The organism is Pseudomonas sp. efr-133-TYG-103a (genome assembly GCF_030209235.1).
Lineage (GTDB): Bacteria > Pseudomonadota > Gammaproteobacteria > Pseudomonadales > Pseudomonadaceae > Aquipseudomonas.
The window spans coordinates 1-19,534 of record NZ_JARVSK010000040.1 but is presented as its reverse complement, the minus strand read 5'-3'; the positions used below and the strand labels follow the sequence as shown (position 1 = coordinate 19,534).

Here is a 19,534-nt window from a genome sequence, read left to right as displayed (position 1 = left end):
CGCGGTAATAAAATTAATTCTTATGATAGGAATAACACAACTCGACGGGCTTCAAGGCAGGCTGATTTTGAGGCTCATTACAAGGCTAAAACTGCAGCGCAGGCCAAAACCGGCGCAGGAGGATGTGGATGAAGCAATTAGTTATTTATGGGTGGGAGTCTAGAAAAAAGACACCATTGCGCAACATTGAACCTGGAGATATATTTTGCTTTTCAGTGGAGGGGGGATATCGCTTTGGCCGAATTATGAGCCGCAATAAGCTGGGGCATGTAGCTGAAATCTTCAACACAATAAGTGGAAGTCCGAATCCGGTAGATCTGAAATTTGATCGCATCGGTCGACCAGTAATTCTAGATTCGTATGGCCTGTTTGATCGAAAAATTGAAGGGGACTGGAGGGTCGTCGCGCATCAAGAAGAGTACAGTCCCCCAGTTGATGAATCCATATATTTTACATTTGGAGTCGGGGCCGGATGTAGAAGGGTTGATATTTTTGATAATGAAGTTGCTATTTCTGAGTTTGAAGCTAAGAAGCTCGCTGACTACTCTCCTCTTGGCGAGCAAGACGTGATTGAGGAGCTTGGGCTCTAGTGGTGCAAGAATGTTGTTGAAGGTGCTGCTAAGATTCGAAATTTTGACTGTTCACTAAAAGTTAGGAGTAAAGAAACTATAACCTGTTTAAAACTCTAGCCCTTTCATTATAAAACAGCAAGCGCGATGACCTCTCCCGGGAGGTTATCCGCATCCAAGGCAAACTCACCAGTTGCTTCGGTTACCATGCGATGGGCCGCAAAGCGTGGCAATTCGCATCGACGATGCCAGCTGACAAGCTCTCGCAGATTCACAATCCCGTCGACAACAGCCTGTTGGTTGAACACGGCCAGAACCCGATTCATCGCCGCCACGAATACGACCCGGCTGGCGAATTGATCCGCACCCTCGACAAACTGCGCGGCGAGATCAAGTACGAATACGAAGCCAACGGCCAGTTGCACAGCCGCGATACGGGCAGACTCGTTGACAGCGAAGAGTTCAGGTACGACGCTGCCGCGAATAGGCTGAACTTCAACACCAGCCAGTTCGATCAGATCAAAGACAACCGCATCAAGCGCTGGCGTGATCAGGAATATGCCTACGATGCATGGGGCAACCTGATTGAAAAGCGGGTGGGCTTATCCAAGCTGCAGACATTCAGCTACGACTGCGAAAATCGGCTCGTCAAAGCTGAAACGTTGGTGAACGGCAAACTACAAGGCATCGGAACCTATCGTTACGACAGCCTTGGACGGCGCATCGGCAAGACGTCCGAGATAAACGGGCAGACCGAACACAAGCATTTTCTCTGGCAAGGTCTGCGGATGCTGCGCGAAGAGACGCCGTGGCAGAGCAGTCTTTACATATACGAGCCCGGCAGCTACGCGCCCCTTGCGCGAGTGGACCAAAACGAAGGCGAGTCCGAACAGAAGCTTTACTACTTCCACACCGACCAGATCGGTACGCCGTTGGAAATGACCGACGTTGAGGGCAGCATCGTCTGGCAGGCCACTTACAAGGCGTGGGGTGAGGTTGAAGGGTTCGTCGTCAGTGAGGTCGAGCAGAATCTGCGGTTCCAGGGACAGTACTTCGACGACGAAACGGGGCTGCACTACAACACGTTTCGTTATTACGATCCGCAGGTGGGACGGTTTATTACGCAGGATCCGATTGGGTTGGATGGAGGGATGAACCTCTATAGATATGTTCCTAACCCGACAGGTTGGATAGACCCTTGGGGGTGGTGCAAGACAAGGGGTATGGGAGTCTGCAAGTCTGGCCACCACGTCCCCGCTGTTAGGAAATCCGTTGGTCGGCCATGATTGTCAGGGTTACTTTCCAAAATTGGCTCAATTCAATAAGGTTGAACAGACTGTCGCCGATCCGAAAGCGATCAGAACTTTCAAGCCAGATGGTACCATCGAAACCATTTTGAGGTCAGAATGAACGAGAAGTCCGAACTATTAGTTGAAAAGCTTCTCGATGAGGTTAAAAGGTCATCTTCCGGTGAGCTAGGACTTCCTTTGAGGCGACTGTTGTGGAGCACAATTACAACAGAGAAGTCGGATGCTGAAAAAATAATAATTTTGACGACGCTTGATGTCATATGCGTGAAACACGCGGGAGCAATCTGGTCTAAAAAGTTTGGGAGTGAAGACGGATTGGTTTCGATCTTGTCAGTTGCGTCTGGTGTCGCTGCGAAAACTATCCCACAACACAAGGCGTTGAGTATCCGGGACGAATTCTATGTATTCGTGGTGGAGGACCAAGAATATGAGGATGATGAATATCCAGCGATGTTTGTCGGCCACGCAGCTGCAAATAGTATCTCGACCGCAATAGATGATTTTTCATTTGATCCTTCTGACCTCAGAAATGATCAGGATCTTGATCCAGAGGCGTTTGAGCCTAGTTATTTAGTGGCTTCTGCTTTTGCCGGTGGCTTAGGCGATGATGGAGACACCGAGCGTCGTCGGCATTTTTGGGAATGGTATCTAAATATCGCTGTTCCGCAGGTTGTCTGAACAAAATTCTTTTTGTTGGACGATTTTGAGGGGAGAAAACTCACCATTTGTCTCGTCGTAGAATAATTGTGATCTAGTTTGTCAGATCCGATATCGCTACGACGACAACTGCTAGCTCATCGAAGCAATTAGCCGCAATGGCGACTCGACGCGTCGACTCAGCTAACCCGAACGCGTCATGGCGATCCATAGCAATCCGTTGCGGCTGAGGTGCAACTGCATCTGGGAAACCATCGGCGGGCAGCCGAGACTTTGGCGGCAGGCGCTACGGCATTGAACTCGACGAAGTTGGCAACATGACCGGCATCAACCACGATTTCTCCCGCCTGATTGAGGAAGCCAACCCGCTAGGCCGCACTACCACGTACAAGCACCACCTTGGCACCACGCTGATTACCGAGACGACATTTCCGGACCGCGTCGTCTGGCAAGCGCGCTACGACGTTGATGGCAACTCCATCGCTGGAACAGCTGCCCTCGGCCGCTAGATCGAGTATCTCAACAGCGACGACGCGCGGTGGTATATCATCCTTCGCCGAACGTTGCACTTCGAATACCCGCGATGGAACGGTTTTGTGCACATCAAAAGCTTTCATACCGTTAAGGCAAAAGGATTATGGCTAATGAATCTCGACTCCGATTATCTTAAACGCGGTGCTTGGATATGTTTCAGTGTGCTTGTATTTGCCATGATTCTCGGCCTCTCTGTAGTACCGTTCTTTTGGACTGTCTATTTATTTATTTTTATCTTGAAGCTAAGTTGGTTTCTTTACTTGATCTATTTTTGTGAGAGGTTCACATTTTATCTCTGGTCAGTGTTAGCCAGTGTGCAGGGTTTTCTGATCATACCGGCGAGCAGTATGGCGTATTCTATCGCCGCTGATGTATGGGGGGCGGTAAGTGCTGGAGCCTCAATTGCAGGATTGTTACCTGCGGCTTTAGTGCTTTTGGTTTTTTATATAATTGCTCACACAGAACCGACGTTTCATCCATTTGAATACAGCGGAAACAAGGTGAAGGTGGTGCCGAAAGTTAGCAAGGATTCATCGGCAAGGTATTTTGTTGCCTTGTCGGCTGGTGCATCTACGCTAGCCGCGAGTGTCTTTATTAAATTTTTTGGAGTTTCGGCGGCGGGGGTCATTGGTGCGATTGTTCTAACCATCTGCGCTTTAGTAATTCTTTACCATATGCGTCATACAGTGAGAGCGCTGCGCACTTTAAGCATAAAGCAAAACACCACATCAGTGGCCTACACATTTATGGAGATCGAGGAAATTCGCCAAGCGCGTAGTCGCTGGTGGATCAGCAGATTTTTCAAGTGGGTAGGTTTCCGGCGCAAGTCCCCGAGTGCTTGATTGACGCTGATTCTGGCGCGCAGGTTCATCCGCTGATCGCGTGTTACTGGTTTAAGGAGTAGTTGAAGCGATGGACCTCTCGTCGCTGTTTTCTGCACAGAACAGGCGCCTGTTTAAGTTGACCATGGCCCTCAAGGGTGGCCAGGAGCTGTTGCTTGAGTCCTTTGCGGGGAGTAAAGGGCTGTCGACCGATTTCGGGTTTCAGCTTGAACTCATTTCCGATGACACTGGCGTGAAGCTAAAGTCCGCGATTGGGCAGGCTGCGACCATCGAGATGGGACTTGCCACGGGCGGCCGCCTATACATCAATGGTCACGTGGTGAGCTTCGGCAACAATGGCATTGACGGTGACATGTCTTGCTATTCTGCCTACGTGGGATCCCGGCTAGCCGCAATGGCGACCCAACACGTCGATTCAGCTAACCCGAAGGCGTCATGGCGACTCATAGCAATGCGTTGCAGCTGAACTGCAACTGCAGCTGGGGAACCATCGACTGCCAGCCGAGACTTTGGCGGCGAGCGCTACGGCATTGAACGACGAAGCTGGCAATGTGACCGGGATCAGCCTGCCAGACGCCACCGACTGATCTTCAAGTACGGCGATTTCTCCCGCCTGATCGAAGAAACCGACCCACTAGCCCGCACTAATCACGCACAAGCACCATCTTGGCATCACGCTGATTACCGAGACTACATTTCCGTACGGCGGCATCTGGCAAGCGCGCGACGACGACAAGGGCATCCTCATCGCCGGCCTCGGTCGCAAATCCGAATACCTCAACCGCGACGGCCTGCATCGCGCTATCATTGACGCAAGTATGGGCAGGGAGAGATTATGATTTCGAAAACAGATTTACTTGGCGCTTTTACAACTGTCGAGGAAAGCGGCAATGGGCACTATTTCTTTCAGCATTCATTACCTAAGAACGTAATCCAATATTGTCTAAAAAGTTTGCCTGATATGGATCTTGTTACTGTATGCGACGATGTCGTGGACACGGATTTTGCTACTGTAGTGTTAAACCATGCCCCGCCGACACTGTCATTGCTCCAGCCCACGGTTTTCAAAATTGCCGATAACAACCATGGATTTTCGTACGCGATGGCTGTCCCAGGTAATTATCATTCGAGTTTGAAGGGCGCATTGGACTTGAACCGAGAGAAACTATATCTGTGCATTCCTATCCATCGGTGTGAATTTTCTGGGAAAGAGTCAGAGGCGGAGTTTAAGGAGGCCATGAATAGAGTGGTGCCAGTGTTTAAATGGAAACGAGACGCGCATCCAAAGCTGAAGGTCTATTTTGATAATCCTGATTCCGGGGCCGGGACGTGTGAAGACGGCGCTCTATTGAGGTATTCTGTGCTTCTCTCGGAAATTCAGAACTTGAACGGTGTTGTGAATGGTTTTATGGAGATAACCAATTATAAGGGAGAGGTAGTCGAAGTGCTCTCGCCCGCGCTCGATAACTTCACTCTGATCCGTAATCGATCAGAAGAGGAGGCGATGAGCTTTCCCGACTTAATCAACCAGATATTGGCATTCGCGGGCGTTTGGGATAAATGATGAGTTGAGCCGGTTAGCGATTGCATCAATCGTCGTTCCAGATGCGCGTGAGGAACTTATAGCTCACATAAACGAAAAGGGGCCTGCCTTCGCGGACACAACCGGTCAGCTCATTGATAAAGAGTGCGGTAAGGCCGTCCGCCTAACTGCCTGGCTCAACGCAAATACGTTCACTATGAGCAGAACGACCACGGCGCAGTGCTGCACAGGATTCGATAGGCGTCTGCTCCGCAAATCCAACCGACCAAACCCCAAACAAAATTGTCCCCTCCACCCGTCGGCGCCAAGGCACTTGCCTGTAAATGTCGTCTCACATCTATACGCGCAGACATCCTGCGCCGTAGACGGGAGAATCGTTATGGCGATCGAAAACAACGGGCCGGAAGCCGCGTATCCTGGGCCGGACGAAAAAAGCCCGGACACGGGCGAAGACCACGATTCGGGGCTTGAGCGCACCAGTTCCGAGCCCAAGCAGGGCACTGGCGAAAGACCGGTGGACTGGAATCCGCCGCCGGGTAATCCGGGTTCTGATCAGGATGCTCAGGTTCCGCGGGAGAACGGCAGCGCCAGGACGGACAGCCTGATCGATTCCGAGTAGTGCCGCTGTCACCCTCAAAGCCCAGGCATGCACCTGGGCTTTTTATTTGGCTCGCCGGTCAAGACACAGAAACGATGCCAGCCTTTGCTCAGACGAGCGCGCTTACACGGACATTGCGCTGGTGATCTGGGCATCAGCCTTGATACCCCTGATTGCACATCAGGTAGGCGGGCGGTCTGGATTGAACGCCTCGACCAGGTATTCGATGACTTTACTCACGCGGGCGGTGTGGCGCAGGTCTTTGTGGGTGACGAGCCAGACGTCGTAGGTCTGCGCGCGGGTGCGTTGCGGCCACACTTGCACCAGCCCGTCGCGTTCGCCCATGGGGATCGGGATTTCCCCAAGCCCGAGCCCCGCTGCGAGCGCGGTGCGCACCAGCAGACTGCTGTTGGCGCTGGCAACCACGCGTGCGGCCTGAACGGTTTCCTGTGCCAGGTTGTAGCGTTCGCCAGCGTCGACATGGGCCTGGAACCCGACGATGTCATGCCCGGCGAAGCCGCTGCCGATGTGGGGCGTGCCGCGACGTTCGAGATATTGCTGTGAAGCGAACAGGCCGATTGGCCAGCTGGCGAGGCGACGGACGAGAAGGTCCGGGTTGTCCGGTTTGATGGTGCGCAGCGCGATGTCCGCTTCGCGCTTGGCCAGGTTGAGCATCTCGGTGCCCGCTTTGATTTCTACCCGTACGTCAGGGTACGCATCATGCAGGCGGGCGATGGCGGGGATCACGAATTCGATGGCCAGCGAGTCCGTGGAGGCGATACGCACGAGCCCGACAGGCCGGTCATCCAGCCCCTCGATGCGCCGCTGCAGTTCATGACTGGCCTGTTCCATCTGCTCGGCGGCGTCCAGGGCGGCCTCGCCTGCGTTGGTGAGCGAATAGCCCTCGGACGTGCGCAGAAACAGCGTTGCGTTCAATGCCTGCTCCAGCGCTGCGACCCGCCTGCCCACCGTTGCCTGATCGACATTGAGAGCGCGCGCCGCTCCGCGCAAGGTCGCCACCCGCGCCACTGCCAGAAAGAATCTTGTGTCATCCCAATTCATACCGTCCACACCTGCTGCAAATATGCATCGCCAGTATGCTGAATCGCTGCATTATTTCCTATGCCGGTGTGGTTATCCTGAATGCCTTTCACGGGCCGGTGTCACAGCCTGTACCGTTCACTCCTATGAGGTGCTCCATGAATTTGCCTGAACGCATGAACTACATTCAGATCACTCAACCCGGCGGCCCGGAGGTTCTACAACTGGCGCAGGCCGACGTGCCTGTTCCGGCTGAACGCGAACTGCTGATGAAAGTCCACGCCGCTGGCATCAACCGCCCGGATGTGCTGCAGCGCGCCGGCAAGTACCCGATGAAACCCGGCATGAGCGCAGTGCCCGGCCTTGAGGTGGCCGGTGAGGTCGTAGGCGTCGGCAGCGCAGTGGCGGATTTCAAGGTTGGCGACCGGGTGTGCGCGTTGACCAACGGCGATGGCTACGCCGAATACTGCACCGTCATCGAAACCCAGGCGCTGCCGATCCCTGACGGCGTGGACATGATTCATGCGGCGGCCATACCGGAAACGTTTTTCACAGTCTGGGCCAATCTGTTCGAACTGGGACAGGCGCGGGAGGGCTCGACGGTGTTGATCCACGGTGGCACCAGCGGCATCGGCACGACCGCGTTGATGCTCTGCAAAGCACTGGGTATTCGCGCATTCGCCACGGCGGGCAGCGAGGAGAAGTGCGCGCAGATCCGCGCCCTGGGCGGTGAAGCGATCAATTATCGCGAGGCTGATTTTGCCAAGGTCATCGCCGAGCGCACGGACAACAATGGCGTCGACGTCATTCTCGACATCATGGGTGGCAGCTATTTCGCCGGCAACGTGGCGTCCCTCGCACGCCGCGGCCGGCTGGTCATCATTGGCTTTCTGGGCGGTGCGTCGGTGAAAGACTTCAATCTGCTGACCCTGCTGGACAAGCAGGCATCGGTCACCGGCTCGATGATGCGTTCACGCAGCGCGCAGGAAAAGGCCGACGTGGCTCGGGGCGTCAGGGACAATGTCTGGCCGTTGCTGCAAGCGGGTCAGTGCCTGCCGATCATCGACCGTGTCTTCCCCCTCGAAGACGCAGCCGGCGCCCATCAACGCATGGAGCAGGGCGACCACATCGGCAAGATTGTGCTGAAGGTCGTTTGATCCGGACGCATGTTGCCGACGGGACCCTGCGTATCAGCCCCTCAGCGGCTTGAAGAATGCCCTGATCTCCTCTGCCAGCAGCTCAGGCTGTTCGAGTGCCGCGAAGTGGCCTCCACGGGGCATGATTTCCCAGCGGTGGACATCGAAGGCCCGCTCGACCCAACTGCGCGGGGGCATCGGCAGCTCCTTGGGGAAGACCGCCACGCCCAGCGGCGTCGCAACCCGCTCGTCAGCCTGAAACACCAGCGGGTTCTGGCGGTTTTCCTTGTACAGCCGCAGGCTGGCGTCGAGCGTGCCGCCGAACCAGTACAACGCGATGTCGCCGAGCAGCGTGTCCAATGGCACCACGGTTTCAAGGTCGCCTGGGTGATCGACCCAGGCGTGGAATTTTTCAGCGATCCAGGCGGCCAGGCCGGCGGGTGAGTCGGTCAGCGCAAACGCCAGGGTCTGCGGCTTGGTGCTGTGCAGCGCAGCATAGGCGCCTTCGGACGCCGCGAACTGACTGCTGCGGGTGAGGAAGTCCTGCTCCTGCTCGGTCACTGCATGCGGGCCATCATCGGTGTGCGGCCTGAAGCTGCCGGGAATGTAATTGACGTGCACGCCCGAAAGCATCGCGTGGTTGTCGCGCGCCAGCCACATCGACACGCCCGCCCCGATGTCGCCTCCCTGAGCGCCAAAACGCGTGTAGCCCAACGTCCTCATCAACGACGCCCAGAGCCCTGCAATCTGCCGGGAACTGACGCCCGGCCGGGCAGGCGCAGGCGAGCAGCCGTAGCCCGGCAGCGACGGCACCACCACATCAAAAGCGTCTGCTGCATCGCCGCCATGGCTGGCCGGATCGGTGAGCAGCGGCATCAGCCGCTCCAGCTCCAGAAAAGAGCCCGGCCAGCCATGGGTGATGATCAACGGCATGGGCTTGGGGCCGTTGCCGCGCTGGTGCACGAAGTGGATCGGCTGGCCGTCGATGTCGGCAATGAATTGCGGCAACTGGTTGATGCGCCGCTCGACACTGCGCCAGTCGAAGCGCTCACGCCAGTGGTTCAACAGCCGTTGAACGAACGCCGTCGCGGTGCCGTCGTCCCAGCTGTGCGGGTCCAGGCCTTCCGGCAGACGCACGCTGCGCAGGCGCCGTTGCAAATCTTCCAGCTGTTCGCTGGGGACGGCCAGGGTGAACGGGCGGATAGGCATGACGATGTCCTGTGCAGTGACCGGATGCGGTGGATGTTCAGGTTGGCTGAATCAACGTTGCTCCACAAGGTTGAGAAAGCGCCGCGTGCGCTCGTTGTCGGGGTTGACGAGGATCTGCTCGGGCGAACCGTCGGCCACGATCTTGCCCGCTTCCATGAACAGCACGCGGTCGGCGATATCCTGAGCGAACTTCATTTCGTGAGTCACCAGCAGCATGGTCATCTGCTGCTCGTGGGCAATGGCGCGAATCACCGCCAGCACTTCGCCGACCAGTTCGGGGTCCAGCGCTGAGGTGACCTCATCGAACAGCATCACCTGCGGACGCATCGCCAGCGCCCGGGCAATCGCCACCCGCTGTTGCTGGCCTCCGGACAGCTGCGCTGGCCAGGCGTTGGCTTTGTGACTGAGCCCTACCCGGGCGAGGTACTGATGGGCGCGCTCGTGCGCCTCCTCGCGGCTGAGCTTCAGCACCCGAAACGGCGCTTCGGTGACGTTTTCCAGCACCGTGAGGTGCGGAAACAGGTTGAATTGCTGGAACACCATGCCGACCCGGTGCTCCACCGGCGCCTTCTTCGTGCCAGGCCAGCGCCAGCCCGATGAACGCGCCGGCACCGATGCGCCCGCCACTTCGATGCTGCCTTGCTGGTAAGTCTCAAGCCCTTTGATCAGTCGCAGGACCGTGGATTTGCCCGAGCCGCTGGGGCCGATCAGCGCGACTTTCTGGCCTTGTGGAATGCTCAGGTCCAGATGGTCGATCACCCGGTTGGCGCCGAATTGCTTGACCACCTGTTTGAGGACAATCTGCGGCGCACTCAGAGGTGAGCCGTGTGCGAGATCAGACATGACTGCGCCTTTCGAAGTATTTGAACAAGAGAGAAGTGGGGATGCTGATCGCCAGAAACATCAGCGCCATGACCGTGTACGGTTCGTTGTAGCGATAGGTCATGCCGGCGATCTGTTTGGCCGCCTGGAACAGTTCGGGAATGGTGATCACGGCCAGCAGCGGGGTTTCCTTGAACATGCCGATCAGGTAGTTGCCAAGCACCGGCAGCATCGGCTTGAGCGCCTGCGGCAGGATAATGCGCTGCCACGTGGTGGCGGCGTCGAAATCCAGCGCACGCGCCGCTTCCCATTGTCCCGCCGGCACGCCGTCGATGGCGCCGCGGAACGCTTCAGCGATGTAAGCGCCGTAATAGAGCCCCAGACCGATCACCCCTGTGGTGATTGCCGGCAACGTGATGCCGGCCAGCGGAAAGGCGAAGAACAGCACGTACAACTGCACCATCAGCGGCGTGTTGCGAAAAAAGCTCAGGTACGCGGCGCTCAGGCGACGGACCACGCCAAACCGCGTGCGTTGGGCCAACGCCAGCAGCAGGCCGACCAACACGGCGAGCAGGAATCCCAGCACGACCACCTGCACGGTGACCACCAGCCCGTCGAACAGGTCCGGAACGATCGACCAGGCGAATGCGTAATCGAAGTTCATGCAGCCACCCCGCGACGCCAAGAGGTAACGCGTTGTTCGTAGCGTCTGACCAGCCAGCTCAGCGGCCAGGCCATGGCGAAATAACACACCAGCACGATGCTCCAGATCAGTGTCTGCTGGCCCAGCGTGGTGATCAGTTGCCCGCCGGAGAAGGTCAGGTCGCTCAGGGTGATCAGTGACACCAGCGACGTGGTTTTCAGCAGTTCCACCAGTTGGTTGCCCATCGGCGGCAGCATGAAGGGCAGCGCTTGCGGCAACACGATGCGGCGGAACGCAGTCAGTGCGTCGAAGTCCAGCGCGCGAATCGCATCGCGCTGGCCGCGACTGACGTTACTCAGCGCCGAACGCACGATTTCCGAGCCGTAGGCAGAGAACGTCAGGCCAAGCCCGAGAATGCCGGTGACCATCGGCGACAGGCTGATGCCGAACAGCGGCAGGATGAAAAACAGGTAGAACAGCAGAACCAGGGCAGAGATACCGCGCAGGATTTCCACGTACACCGTGGCTGTCCAGCGCAGTGCCCGCCAGGGCGACAGGCGCATCAGGGCGATGACGAAGGACATCACCACCACGATCAGTTGCGCGAAAAACGTGATCTGCAGCGTCACCAGTGCGCCGTTGGCAAGCTGACGAGCAATGAAACGTGCCGTTTCCACGGCAGAAGGATCGATGAACATGGCCGTACTCGTGTGGGTCGGGGCCGGATCAGGCGTGCGGATGGTTGAACTTGCCACTGAGGTAGAGCGGACACAGGCGTTCTGTGGGAGTGAGCTTGCTCGGGGCCGCCATCGGACGAAGACGGGCTGCCAGGCTTTGCATTTGCAGTGCATGTCCCGGCCCCTTCGTGAGCAAGCTCACTCCCACAGTGGAGAGTTCGTTAACCCAGCCACTGTCCTTTTGCGGATAGGCCTTAACGGTTGCAGCGTTGCTCGGCGGTGACGTCAGCCGGTGGCAGCTCGTTTTCCGTGTAGCCGTACTTCTGCAGAATCTTCAACAGCTCGCCGGAGGCGCGCAGCTTGGCCAGTTGCTCGTTGAACGCCTGGGTGAATTCCGGATCGTTCTTGGGCAGGCCGTAGGCGTGGTAATTCCAGGTCGGCTTGCCTTCGGCATCGGGAATCTGGTCGAACGGCAGCGCACGCTCAATGGCCGGGCTGTTGGCTTTCTTGACCAGGCTGATGATCTCCGCATCCGGGAAATACACCACGTCGACGCGATCGGCCTGCAGCGCCGCGAGGGCTTCGGTGTCCTTGTCGAACAGCACGACGTTGCCGGTGGCAATGCCGCTGTCCTTGGCTTCCTGAACCTGATTGCTGCCGGGCTGGGTGGCCAGGCGCGCCTTGCCATTGGCGGCGACGTCTTTGAGGCTGTGCAGCTTGAGCGGGTTACCGGCCTTGACGATGAAGGCGCCGCCGGAGCGGGTCACCGGATTGGAATAGCCGATCACCTTGCAGCGCGCCGGGTTGATGAACAGTCCGGCGCCAATCAGATCGAAGCGGCCTGCGGCCAGCCCCGGCACCAGCGAACCGAATTCGGTGATGGGCGTTTCCACCTTGGTGATCCCCAATTGCGAAAGAATCGCCTGGAGAATCTCGACGTTGGCGCCCACGGTCTTGCCGCTGGTGTCGATGTACGCGTAGGGCTGCTCGTTGGCGATCCCCGCGGTCAGGCCCTGAGTGCGACCTTTTTCCAGCAGACCGGCGCTGGCGGACGAGGCGAGGAGGGCGTTCAACAGCACGGCGGAGCCGATTAAAGCAGACAGCGATTTAAGGCCTTTCATGGGAATGCTCGAAGTCAGAGGCTGAGGTGAGGGTATGGGGTCGATGCCGGGTTCAGGGTTTCCAGATGCCGACGTCCTTGGCGTCCACTGCCTTGGGCAGCAGGCCTGCGGCGAAGAACGCGTCGGCGATCTTCTGCTGTTCGCCCAACTGGTCCGCTTTCACCGGCTCCACCTGATAACTGCGGTGGGCGTTGGCGGCTTCCACGGTCTGCACATCAAGGTTGCCCCACAGCGGGCCAAGCACCTGAGCGGCGTCGCGCGGGTTTTTCTTGATCCAGTTGCCCGCTTCCTGAAGCTGCTGATACACAAGCTTGAGCACCTCAGGATGCGCAGTCGCGTAGGCGGTGCTGGTCAGGTAATAGCGTTTGTAACTGGCAAGGCCGGCGCCATCGGCGAGGGTTCGGGTCGGCAACTGGCGCTGAACGCTGGTGAGGAAGGGTTCCCACGTCACCCACGCGTCGACCTTGCCGTTCTCGAAGGCAGCGCGGCCATCAGCAGGCGTGAGGTACGCCGGCTGAATGTCGGCGAAGGTCAGTCCGGCCTTGTTCAGCGCGGCGATCAGCAGGTAGTGCGTGCCGGCGGCTTTGGTCACCGCGACCTTCTTGCCCTTCAGGTCCGACAGTTGCTGAATGGGCGAATCCTTGGACACCACGATCGCTTGCGCACTGGGCGACGGTGATTCTTCTGCGAAATAGGTCAGTTTGGCCTGCGCGGCCTGGGCGAAGATCGGCACGGTGTCGGCGACATCGGCGCTGATGTCGACGTTGCCGATGTTCAGCGCTTCCAGCAGCGGCAGACCGCTGGGGAACTCGTGCCAGCTGATGCCGATGTTGTCCTTGGCGAGGGCTTTTTCCAGCGTCCCCTGAGCTTTGAGCAGAGTGATCAGGGTCGACGATTTCTGGTAGCCGATGCGCACGGTTTCCTGCGCCTGCGCCGGGAGGGGCAGTGCAGAGGCCAGGGTAAAGACCAGGGCAATCGCCAGGCCTGCGAACAACGGACGACGAAGCATCGATGAGGAGCGGTCAGGTGCGAAGTGCATGGTTGAACTCACGATCGGTTGATGGCTGGCTGGCGGTAAGCCATCGATCATAGAGTTCTAAAAAATATTCTTTAAATACCTTATGGCTATTAGCTTATGCAGGCTTGTACAGGTTGGCCATTTTCGAGGGTCACGGTCAGCCACGTCCTTGAGCCTTCGGTGGCTGTAAAGCGTCGACCGGCCTCTCTCAGATCGGCGACTAAACGCTAGCGCTTCTCGTGCTGCTTGCGATAAGCGCCCGGCTGCACGCCCTCGGCCTTGGTGAAGGCGCGTGTAAATGCCGACACCGATTGGTAACCGACTGCGCCGGCGACATGCTCCACGGTCTGGTTGGACTTGAGCAGTTGCGCGGCGTGGCGCATGCGCAGGGCGAGCAAGACGTTACCCGGTGACTGCCCGGCGATTTCGTTGAAGCGTTTGAAGAACGCCGAACGCGACAGACCGGTACACGCCGCCATGCTTTCCAGCGTCCACGGCTGATCAGGCCGCTCGATCATCTGTTGCAACAGAGCCGCGAAGCCGGGCTGGCGGGCCAGTGCCACCAGCCCGCCGAGGGTGGGGTTGTCGCCCACGTGCTGGCGCAGCACGTACAGAAACAGAAGATGGCTCAGGCGTTCGAGCAGTGCGGAGGACGGGCCGGGCACTCGCTGGCATTCCTGCAGGATCAGTTCGAACACGCTGCGGGCCGCGCTGGATGAAGGCTCATCGGCGCGCAGGATGATGAAGTCGGGCAGGGCGTCGACGATCAGCGAGGACAGCCCCGAGTGAAAATGAAAAAAGCCGCAGACCAGGCCTACGCCGTCGCTGGCGCCATTGTCCAGCGCGAGCATTTCCATGCGTGGCTGACGCTGGGCGGCGTCCGCCCCGGCTTCGCTGGAAAGACGATACGGCAGGTCGCGCAGCAGGAACACCGCGTCACCGGTGTCCAGCCGTTCTGCAGTGTCGTGGCCATCGACGTGCAACCAGCATTGCCCTTGCACCAGCACATGAAAACTCGAGCGCGCCAGCCCGTGCGTGCTGGCGTGCCAGCCGCCGCAATAGCGGCCTACGTGGAAAACGCTGGCGTCGAGTTCCAGGCTTTCTAATAACCAATCAATAAGGGGGCTGGCTGAATTCATCTAAGGGAAACACTCTGGAGCAAGTAATCGCTACTTTAGAATATGGTTCGGAATTTTTATAACCAACACACTTGCCGGACGCCCATCAACAGGAGTCCACCATGTCGCGCGTCACTGTTCAAACACTGGAAAGCGCCCCGCAAGCCGCCCGGCCGTTTCTGGAAAACGCCCTCAAGGCTAACGGTTACCTGCCCAATCTGCTCGGCGTGCTCGCCAATGCGCCGGCGGCGCTGGAAACCTACCTGACGGTGTCGGCCATCAACGGCAAGGCTGAGCTAAGTCTCGCGGAAAGGGAAGTGGTGCAACTGATCGCCGCCACTCGGCATGGCTGCTCGTTTTGTGTCGCCGGTCATACCGCCGTCGGCCTGAACAAGGCACGCCTGCCGGTCGAAGTGGTCGACGCACTGCGTGCCGGGACCGAACTGCCCGAGGCGCGGCTCGAAGCACTGGCTGAATTCGCCCGCGAAGTGATCGCCACCCGCGGCAATGTTTCTGAACCCACGTATCAGGCGTTCCAGGCGGCGGGTTACAGCGAAGGCAACGCACTGGAAGTGATTCTGGGCGTGAGCCTGGCAACGCTGTGCAATTTCGCTAATGTCTTTGCTCAGACCACCCTCAACCCCGAGCTTCAGAAATACCAATGGCAACGCCCGGCGCAGTGAACGACGCAGACCCGGCACTGGATTGACAGACAAGGAGAAGGCTCATGGTTGACCCGGTACTCGGCAACTGGCTGGACGCACATGCACACGGGCTGGACCTGGGCAGCGACGACCCCGAATCGGTGCTGCCGCAACTGGCACGCTCAGGTGCCTTGCGCACAGGCATCGGCAGGGAAGACGGAGGCTCGGGGGGCACGTTGGCCGACGCGGTGGAAACGGTGGCCGCCATCGCCCGCCATTCGGTAACGGCTGCGTTCGTCTTCTGGGGCCAGCGCGCGTTCATCGAGTACCTGCTGCACAGTCCCAACGTGCGCCTGCGCGAGCGTCTGTTGCCGGAGTTGCTCGATGGCACGCTCGCCGGCGCCACGGGACTGTCCAACGCGATGAAGTTTCTGTCCGGCATCGAGTCGCTGCAAGTACGGGGCGCCGAGGGAGCGGAGGGCTGGTCGCTGGAGGGGCGCCTGCATTGGGTGACCAACCTGCGCAAGCAGCGTTTCGTGGTCGCCGCCGCCATCGAGTCCGAAGCGGGCGGCAAGCCCTTCATCATGGCGATCCCGTCGACGGCCGATGGCCTGAGACGCTCGGACGATCTGCAGCTGATGGGCCTGCAGTCGAGCAACACGGCGGCACTGGATTTCGATCGTGTCGAGCTGTCCCGCGACTGGCTCCTGCACCACGACGCACGGCAGTTTCTGCCATCGGTTCGCCCGGGTTTTCTGGGCTTGCAGTGCGGGCTGTCGATCGGCCTGGCACGCCGTTCGCTGGACGAGGTGCAGCGTCATCTCGAAGGCACCCGCTCGGTCTTGAACGATGAATACCACGAGCAGCGACAGCGTCTGGAGTTGGTGGTCGGCGATCTCGAGGCCGGTCTGCTCGATGGCCGGTTTCTGACCCAGGCCGCCAGCTTGTTCCGACTGCGCATCGCCCTGGCGCAGTCGGTCAGCAGCGCCGTTCAGCTGGAATTGCAGGCCAGCGGCGGCAAAGCATTTCTCAGCGAGCACGGCAGTGGCTTTGCCCGACGCTGGCGTGAGTCGGCGTTCATTCCGATCGTCACGCCGAGCCTGGTGCAGTTGCAGGCCGAGTTGCAGCGTCAGGCCCGCGAGTCCGCCGCATGAGTGCACCGGCGAATGTGGCATTGAGTGCCACCGGCATCAGCCTGGGTTACGTCCGCGAACACGGCTGGCAGAGCGTGCTGGAGGGCTTCGACCTGCACGTGCGGGCAGGCGAGGTGGTGTCGATTCTGGGCCCCAGCGGCGTCGGCAAGTCGAGCCTGCTGCGCGTGCTCGCCGGTCTGCAGGGCGCGCACGCGGGTCAGGTGAAAGTGGCTGGCGAGCCGCTCACCGGGCCGCACCCTCGGGTGGCGGTGGCGTTTCAGGACCCCAGTCTGTTGCCGTGGCTGACCCTGGAAAAGAACGTCGCGTTCGGTCTGGACTTCGCCAGCCAGCCATCGTTGAGCGCGGCCGAGCGTCAGTCCCGGGTCGATCAGGCTATCGCCGAAGTGGGCCTGACCCACGCGCGGACCTATCACCCGGCGCAGCTGTCCGGCGGCATGGCGCAACGCACCGCGCTGGCTCGCTGCCTGGCGCGTCAGCCATCGGTGCTGTTGCTGGACGAACCCTTCGGCGCGCTGGATGAAGTCACCCGTGCCGACATGCAAGACCTGCTGCTTGAGGTGACGACCAGGCATGACACCGCCGCGGTGCTGATCACCCACGACATCGACGAAGCCTTGCTGCTCTCCAATCGTATTCTGCTACTGGGCGATTCCCCGGCGCGGACGGTGGGCGAGTGGCACATCGATCTGCCGCGGCCCCGGGCCGAACTGGTCGAGGAAATGGGCGCGTTGCGTGTCGACATTCTGAAAACCCTTCGGCGGGCGAGCCGCAACCCACACCCTCGAACTGAATCGCTGGAATCGCCGGAGAATGGCCATGTGCCTGGACGACTTCAATCACACCCGTCGTGATTTTCTCAAACTGAGCGCCATGCTCACTGCGGCGGGCGCCTTGCCGCTGCTCAACAGCCTTCAGGCCCGCGCGGCCGCCGAACCCGATGCGCCCGTGCGCATCGGTTACCTGCCGATCACCGACGCCACGCCGCTGCTGGTGGCGCACAACAACGGTCTGTTCGAAGCCGAGGGCATCCAGGCCGAACGCCCGGTGCTGTTGCGCAGTTGGGCGCAGGTGATCGAGGCGTTCATTTCCGGGCAGGTCAACGTCATCCATCTGCTGTCGCCAATGACCGTCTGGGCGCGTTATGGCAGCAAGGTCCCGGCCAAGGTCGTGGCCTGGAACCACGTCGGCGGTTCGGGTCTGACGGTGGGCCCCGAGATCAGTGACGTCAAACAGCTGGGCGGGCAGTCGATTGCCATCCCGTTCTGGTATTCGATTCACAACGTGGTGGTGCAGCAGCTGTTGCGCGACAACGGTCTGACCCCGGTCAGCAAGCCGGCAAGCGCGCAGCTGGCGTCCAGCGAAGTCAATCTGGTGGTGCTGCCGCCATCGGACATGCCGCCAGCGCTGGCCAGCAAGCGCATAGCCGGGTACATCGTCGCCGAGCCTTTCAACGCCTTGGCCGAAGACCTCAAGGTCGGTCGGGTTCAGCGTTTCACCGGCGACATCTGGCGCAACCACGCCTGCTGCGTGGTGTTCATGCATGAACATGACCTGAACAACCGTCCCGAGTGGTCGCAGAAGGTGGTCAACGCCATCGTCAAGGCGCAGGTCTGGACCCGTGACAACAGGGCCGAAGCCGCCCGACTGCTTTCCAAAGAGGGCAACAACCGCTACACGCCTCACGCGCAGAGTGTGCTCGATCGCGTGCTGTCGCCTGCGGCGAGCGAGCGTCAGGGGTATCTGGCCAGCGGCGCCATCCAGCATGCGCAATGGGACGAGCATCGCATCGATTTTCAGCCTTATCCGTTTCCCAGCTACACCGAAGAACTGGTACGCCGCCTGAAATCCACCCTGATCGAGGGTGACAAGGGCTTTTTAGCCGGACTCGACCCGCAGCAGGTGGCCAGCGATCTGGTGGACGACCGGTTCGTGCGCAACAGCATCGCGGCAGTGGGCGGCCTGAAGACTTTCGGCCTTGCCGAGAGCTTCCAGCGCAGCGAGGAGTACAGCGCTTGATGCCGCGCAAACGGGCCTCGTTGCCGCATTGGCCGCTGGGGCTGGCAGGTCTGTTGTGCCTGCTGGTCCTCTGGTGGCTGGGGATTCGACTGCTGGGGGATGCCAACGGTTTATCGGCGCGGTTTTCGCCTCAGGCGACGTTTGTCAGTCTGTGGAGCCTGCTCGGTAGCCCGGAGTTGTACGGCCACGTGCTGGTCAGCCTCAAGCGCATTCTGGTGGGGCTGTTGCTGGCGCTGCTGATCGGCGTTCCATTGGGTCTGCTGATTGGCAGCTCGCGCAACCTGGAAGCCGCGACCACGCCTGCGTTTCAGTTTCTGCGCATGATCTCGCCGTTGTCCTGGATGCCGGTGGTGGTGATGCTGATGGGCGTGGGCGATCAGCCGATCTATTTCCTGCTGACCTTCGCGGCGGTCTGGCCGATCCTGTTGAACACCGTGGCCGGGGTCAAACAGCTCGATCCGCGCTGGCTGCAACTGAGCCGCAGCCTAAGCGCCAGTCGCTGGGAAACCCTGAGCAAAGTCATCGTGCCGGGCGTACTCGGCCATGTGCTGACCGGTGTGCGCCTGTCGATCGGTATCCTCTGGATCGTGCTCGTCCCGTGCGAAATGCTCGGCGTCAGCGCAGGGCTTGGCTACTTCATCCTCGACACCCGCGACCGTTTGGCCTATTCGGAACTCATGGCCATGGTCCTGCTCATCGGGGTACTCGGCTTCCTCCTCGACGCGTTGGCACGCGGACTCCACCGCCGCTGGGCGCATTGAACCGAGGGCTGTTTTTTCGTGAGCGCGCTCCCACAGGGATTTTCGGGCGTTCTTGAATATCTGGTTTGCCACAAATCCTGTATGACGAGTTTGCTCGGGGCCGCCATCGGAGGAAGACTGA

At 59.3% G+C, this 19,534-nt stretch carries 21 protein-coding genes and 1 pseudogene; 14 read left to right on the top strand and 8 right to left on the bottom strand.

The genetic code is table 11. The annotated features are described in order from the left end of the window. Positions 1 to 128 precede the first annotated feature (128 nt). The 8 genes and pseudogenes from QRN36_RS25785 to QRN36_RS25745 all read left to right on the top strand — a co-directional run bounded on the left by QRN36_RS25785 (position 129) and on the right by QRN36_RS25745 (position 6,074). Positions 129 to 590 (top strand): Imm26 family immunity protein, encoded by a 462-nt coding sequence (locus QRN36_RS25785; protein ID WP_285426621.1) that lies wholly within the window; start codon positions 129 to 131, stop codon positions 588 to 590. A gap of 119 nt (positions 591 to 709) precedes the next feature. Continuing rightward, positions 710 to 1,777, top strand: a pseudogene (locus QRN36_RS25780) (RHS repeat domain-containing protein); the annotation flags it as partial. A gap of 198 nt (positions 1,778 to 1,975) precedes the next feature. Next, positions 1,976 to 2,557 (top strand): Imm5 family immunity protein, encoded by a 582-nt coding sequence (locus QRN36_RS25775; protein ID WP_285426620.1) that lies wholly within the window; start codon positions 1,976 to 1,978, stop codon positions 2,555 to 2,557. A 296-nt stretch (positions 2,558 to 2,853) separates the two neighbouring features. Next, positions 2,854 to 3,045 (top strand): hypothetical protein, encoded by a 192-nt coding sequence (locus QRN36_RS25770; protein WP_285426619.1) that lies wholly within the window; start codon positions 2,854 to 2,856, stop codon positions 3,043 to 3,045. A 135-nt stretch (positions 3,046 to 3,180) separates the two neighbouring features. Next, positions 3,181 to 3,912: a hypothetical protein gene (locus QRN36_RS25765; protein ID WP_285426618.1), complete on the top strand. Its 732-nt coding sequence runs from the start codon at positions 3,181 to 3,183 to the stop codon at positions 3,910 to 3,912. Positions 3,913 to 3,982: 70 nt separating this feature from the next. Then, positions 3,983 to 4,378 carry a contractile injection system protein, VgrG/Pvc8 family gene (locus tag QRN36_RS25760; RefSeq protein WP_285426617.1) on the top strand — a complete coding sequence of 132 codons (396 nt, stop codon included), beginning with the start codon at positions 3,983 to 3,985 and terminating at the stop codon, positions 4,376 to 4,378. 369 nt (positions 4,379 to 4,747) lie between these two features. Beyond that, a complete protein-coding gene (locus QRN36_RS25750; protein WP_285426616.1) occupies positions 4,748 to 5,476 on the top strand; it encodes a hypothetical protein in 729 nt (242 codons plus the stop codon). A gap of 358 nt (positions 5,477 to 5,834) precedes the next feature. Then, positions 5,835 to 6,074: a hypothetical protein gene (locus QRN36_RS25745; protein WP_285426615.1), complete on the top strand. Its 240-nt coding sequence runs from the start codon at positions 5,835 to 5,837 to the stop codon at positions 6,072 to 6,074. A 159-nt stretch (positions 6,075 to 6,233) separates the two neighbouring features. Here the strand turns inward: QRN36_RS25745 and QRN36_RS25740 are convergent, their stop codons facing one another. Then, a complete protein-coding gene (locus QRN36_RS25740; protein WP_285426614.1) occupies positions 6,234 to 7,115 on the bottom strand; it encodes a LysR family transcriptional regulator in 882 nt (293 codons plus the stop codon). 137 nt (positions 7,116 to 7,252) lie between these two features. Here QRN36_RS25740 and QRN36_RS25735 point away from each other — a divergent pair, with 137 nt between their 5' ends. After that, the gene (locus QRN36_RS25735) at positions 7,253 to 8,251 is read left to right on the top strand and encodes an NAD(P)H-quinone oxidoreductase (RefSeq protein ID WP_285426613.1); all 999 of its coding nucleotides are present in this window, start codon (positions 7,253 to 7,255) and stop codon (positions 8,249 to 8,251) included. A 33-nt stretch (positions 8,252 to 8,284) separates the two neighbouring features. Here QRN36_RS25735 and QRN36_RS25730 read toward each other — a convergent pair whose 3' ends face one another. From QRN36_RS25730 to QRN36_RS25700, 7 genes are all read right to left on the bottom strand, one after another. Then, positions 8,285 to 9,439, bottom strand: a complete 1,155-nt coding sequence (locus tag QRN36_RS25730) for an epoxide hydrolase family protein (protein ID WP_285426612.1) — start codon at positions 9,437 to 9,439, stop codon at positions 8,285 to 8,287. A gap of 51 nt (positions 9,440 to 9,490) precedes the next feature. Then, positions 9,491 to 10,282: an amino acid ABC transporter ATP-binding protein gene (locus QRN36_RS25725; protein WP_285426611.1), complete on the bottom strand. Its 792-nt coding sequence runs from the start codon at positions 10,280 to 10,282 to the stop codon at positions 9,491 to 9,493. Next, positions 10,275 to 10,925, bottom strand: a complete 651-nt coding sequence (gene ehuD / locus QRN36_RS25720; protein WP_285426610.1) for an ectoine/hydroxyectoine ABC transporter permease subunit EhuD — start codon at positions 10,923 to 10,925, stop codon at positions 10,275 to 10,277. Before ehuD ends, QRN36_RS25725 begins: the two co-directional genes overlap by 8 nt. Beyond that, positions 10,922 to 11,602: an ectoine/hydroxyectoine ABC transporter permease subunit EhuC gene (gene ehuC / locus QRN36_RS25715; RefSeq protein ID WP_285426609.1), complete on the bottom strand. Its 681-nt coding sequence runs from the start codon at positions 11,600 to 11,602 to the stop codon at positions 10,922 to 10,924. Before ehuC ends, ehuD begins: the two co-directional genes overlap by 4 nt. A 233-nt stretch (positions 11,603 to 11,835) precedes the next feature. Beyond that, positions 11,836 to 12,702, bottom strand: coding sequence for an ectoine/hydroxyectoine ABC transporter substrate-binding protein EhuB (ehuB, locus tag QRN36_RS25710; RefSeq protein ID WP_285426608.1), 867 nt, complete (start codon positions 12,700 to 12,702; stop codon positions 11,836 to 11,838). 52 nt (positions 12,703 to 12,754) lie between these two features. After that, positions 12,755 to 13,741, bottom strand: coding sequence for an aliphatic sulfonate ABC transporter substrate-binding protein (locus QRN36_RS25705; protein ID WP_285426607.1), 987 nt, complete (start codon positions 13,739 to 13,741; stop codon positions 12,755 to 12,757). 206 nt (positions 13,742 to 13,947) lie between these two features. Further along, positions 13,948 to 14,859 (bottom strand): AraC family transcriptional regulator, encoded by a 912-nt coding sequence (locus tag QRN36_RS25700; protein WP_285426606.1) that lies wholly within the window; start codon positions 14,857 to 14,859, stop codon positions 13,948 to 13,950. 101 nt (positions 14,860 to 14,960) lie between these two features. Here QRN36_RS25700 and QRN36_RS25695 point away from each other — a divergent pair, with 101 nt between their 5' ends. The 5 genes from QRN36_RS25695 to QRN36_RS25675 are packed head-to-tail and all read left to right on the top strand — an operon-like array spanning position 14,961 to position 19,413. Further along, entirely contained in the window at positions 14,961 to 15,521 is a 561-nt protein-coding gene (locus QRN36_RS25695) for a carboxymuconolactone decarboxylase family protein (protein ID WP_285426605.1), read from the top strand. 44 nt (positions 15,522 to 15,565) lie between these two features. After that, positions 15,566 to 16,636 (top strand): acyl-CoA dehydrogenase family protein, encoded by a 1,071-nt coding sequence (locus QRN36_RS25690; RefSeq protein WP_285426604.1) that lies wholly within the window; start codon positions 15,566 to 15,568, stop codon positions 16,634 to 16,636. Continuing rightward, entirely contained in the window at positions 16,633 to 17,487 is an 855-nt protein-coding gene (locus QRN36_RS25685; RefSeq protein ID WP_285426603.1) for an ABC transporter ATP-binding protein, read from the top strand. The genes QRN36_RS25690 and QRN36_RS25685 overlap by 4 nt, the downstream gene beginning before the upstream one ends. Further along, entirely contained in the window at positions 17,453 to 18,652 is a 1,200-nt protein-coding gene (locus QRN36_RS25680) for an ABC transporter substrate-binding protein (protein WP_285426602.1), read from the top strand. Before QRN36_RS25685 ends, QRN36_RS25680 begins: the two co-directional genes overlap by 35 nt. Beyond that, positions 18,652 to 19,413, top strand: coding sequence for an ABC transporter permease (locus QRN36_RS25675; RefSeq protein WP_285426601.1), 762 nt, complete (start codon positions 18,652 to 18,654; stop codon positions 19,411 to 19,413). Before QRN36_RS25680 ends, QRN36_RS25675 begins: the two co-directional genes overlap by 1 nt. The last annotated feature ends 121 nt before the right edge of the window (positions 19,414 to 19,534 follow it).

Coding starts and splice junctions, on each gene's coding strand:
- QRN36_RS25785 (WP_285426621.1), top strand. CDS start 129: ATGAAGCAATTAGTTATTTATGGGTGGGAGTCTAGAAAAAAGACACCA.
- QRN36_RS25775 (WP_285426620.1), top strand. CDS start 1,976: ATGAACGAGAAGTCCGAACTATTAGTTGAAAAGCTTCTCGATGAGGTT.
- QRN36_RS25770 (WP_285426619.1), top strand. CDS start 2,854: ATGACCGGCATCAACCACGATTTCTCCCGCCTGATTGAGGAAGCCAAC.
- QRN36_RS25765 (WP_285426618.1), top strand. CDS start 3,181: ATGAATCTCGACTCCGATTATCTTAAACGCGGTGCTTGGATATGTTTC.
- QRN36_RS25760 (WP_285426617.1), top strand. CDS start 3,983: ATGGACCTCTCGTCGCTGTTTTCTGCACAGAACAGGCGCCTGTTTAAG.
- QRN36_RS25750 (WP_285426616.1), top strand. CDS start 4,748: ATGATTTCGAAAACAGATTTACTTGGCGCTTTTACAACTGTCGAGGAA.
- QRN36_RS25745 (WP_285426615.1), top strand. CDS start 5,835: ATGGCGATCGAAAACAACGGGCCGGAAGCCGCGTATCCTGGGCCGGAC.
- QRN36_RS25740 (WP_285426614.1), bottom strand. CDS start 7,115: ATGAATTGGGATGACACAAGATTCTTTCTGGCAGTGGCGCGGGTGGCG.
- QRN36_RS25735 (WP_285426613.1), top strand. CDS start 7,253: ATGAATTTGCCTGAACGCATGAACTACATTCAGATCACTCAACCCGGC.
- QRN36_RS25730 (WP_285426612.1), bottom strand. CDS start 9,439: ATGCCTATCCGCCCGTTCACCCTGGCCGTCCCCAGCGAACAGCTGGAA.
- QRN36_RS25725 (WP_285426611.1), bottom strand. CDS start 10,282: ATGTCTGATCTCGCACACGGCTCACCTCTGAGTGCGCCGCAGATTGTC.
- ehuD (WP_285426610.1), bottom strand. CDS start 10,925: ATGAACTTCGATTACGCATTCGCCTGGTCGATCGTTCCGGACCTGTTC.
- ehuC (WP_285426609.1), bottom strand. CDS start 11,602: ATGTTCATCGATCCTTCTGCCGTGGAAACGGCACGTTTCATTGCTCGT.
- ehuB (WP_285426608.1), bottom strand. CDS start 12,702: ATGAAAGGCCTTAAATCGCTGTCTGCTTTAATCGGCTCCGCCGTGCTG.
- QRN36_RS25705 (WP_285426607.1), bottom strand. CDS start 13,741: ATGCACTTCGCACCTGACCGCTCCTCATCGATGCTTCGTCGTCCGTTG.
- QRN36_RS25700 (WP_285426606.1), bottom strand. CDS start 14,859: ATGAATTCAGCCAGCCCCCTTATTGATTGGTTATTAGAAAGCCTGGAA.
- QRN36_RS25695 (WP_285426605.1), top strand. CDS start 14,961: ATGTCGCGCGTCACTGTTCAAACACTGGAAAGCGCCCCGCAAGCCGCC.
- QRN36_RS25690 (WP_285426604.1), top strand. CDS start 15,566: ATGGTTGACCCGGTACTCGGCAACTGGCTGGACGCACATGCACACGGG.
- QRN36_RS25685 (WP_285426603.1), top strand. CDS start 16,633: ATGAGTGCACCGGCGAATGTGGCATTGAGTGCCACCGGCATCAGCCTG.
- QRN36_RS25680 (WP_285426602.1), top strand. CDS start 17,453: ATGTGCCTGGACGACTTCAATCACACCCGTCGTGATTTTCTCAAACTG.
- QRN36_RS25675 (WP_285426601.1), top strand. CDS start 18,652: ATGCCGCGCAAACGGGCCTCGTTGCCGCATTGGCCGCTGGGGCTGGCA.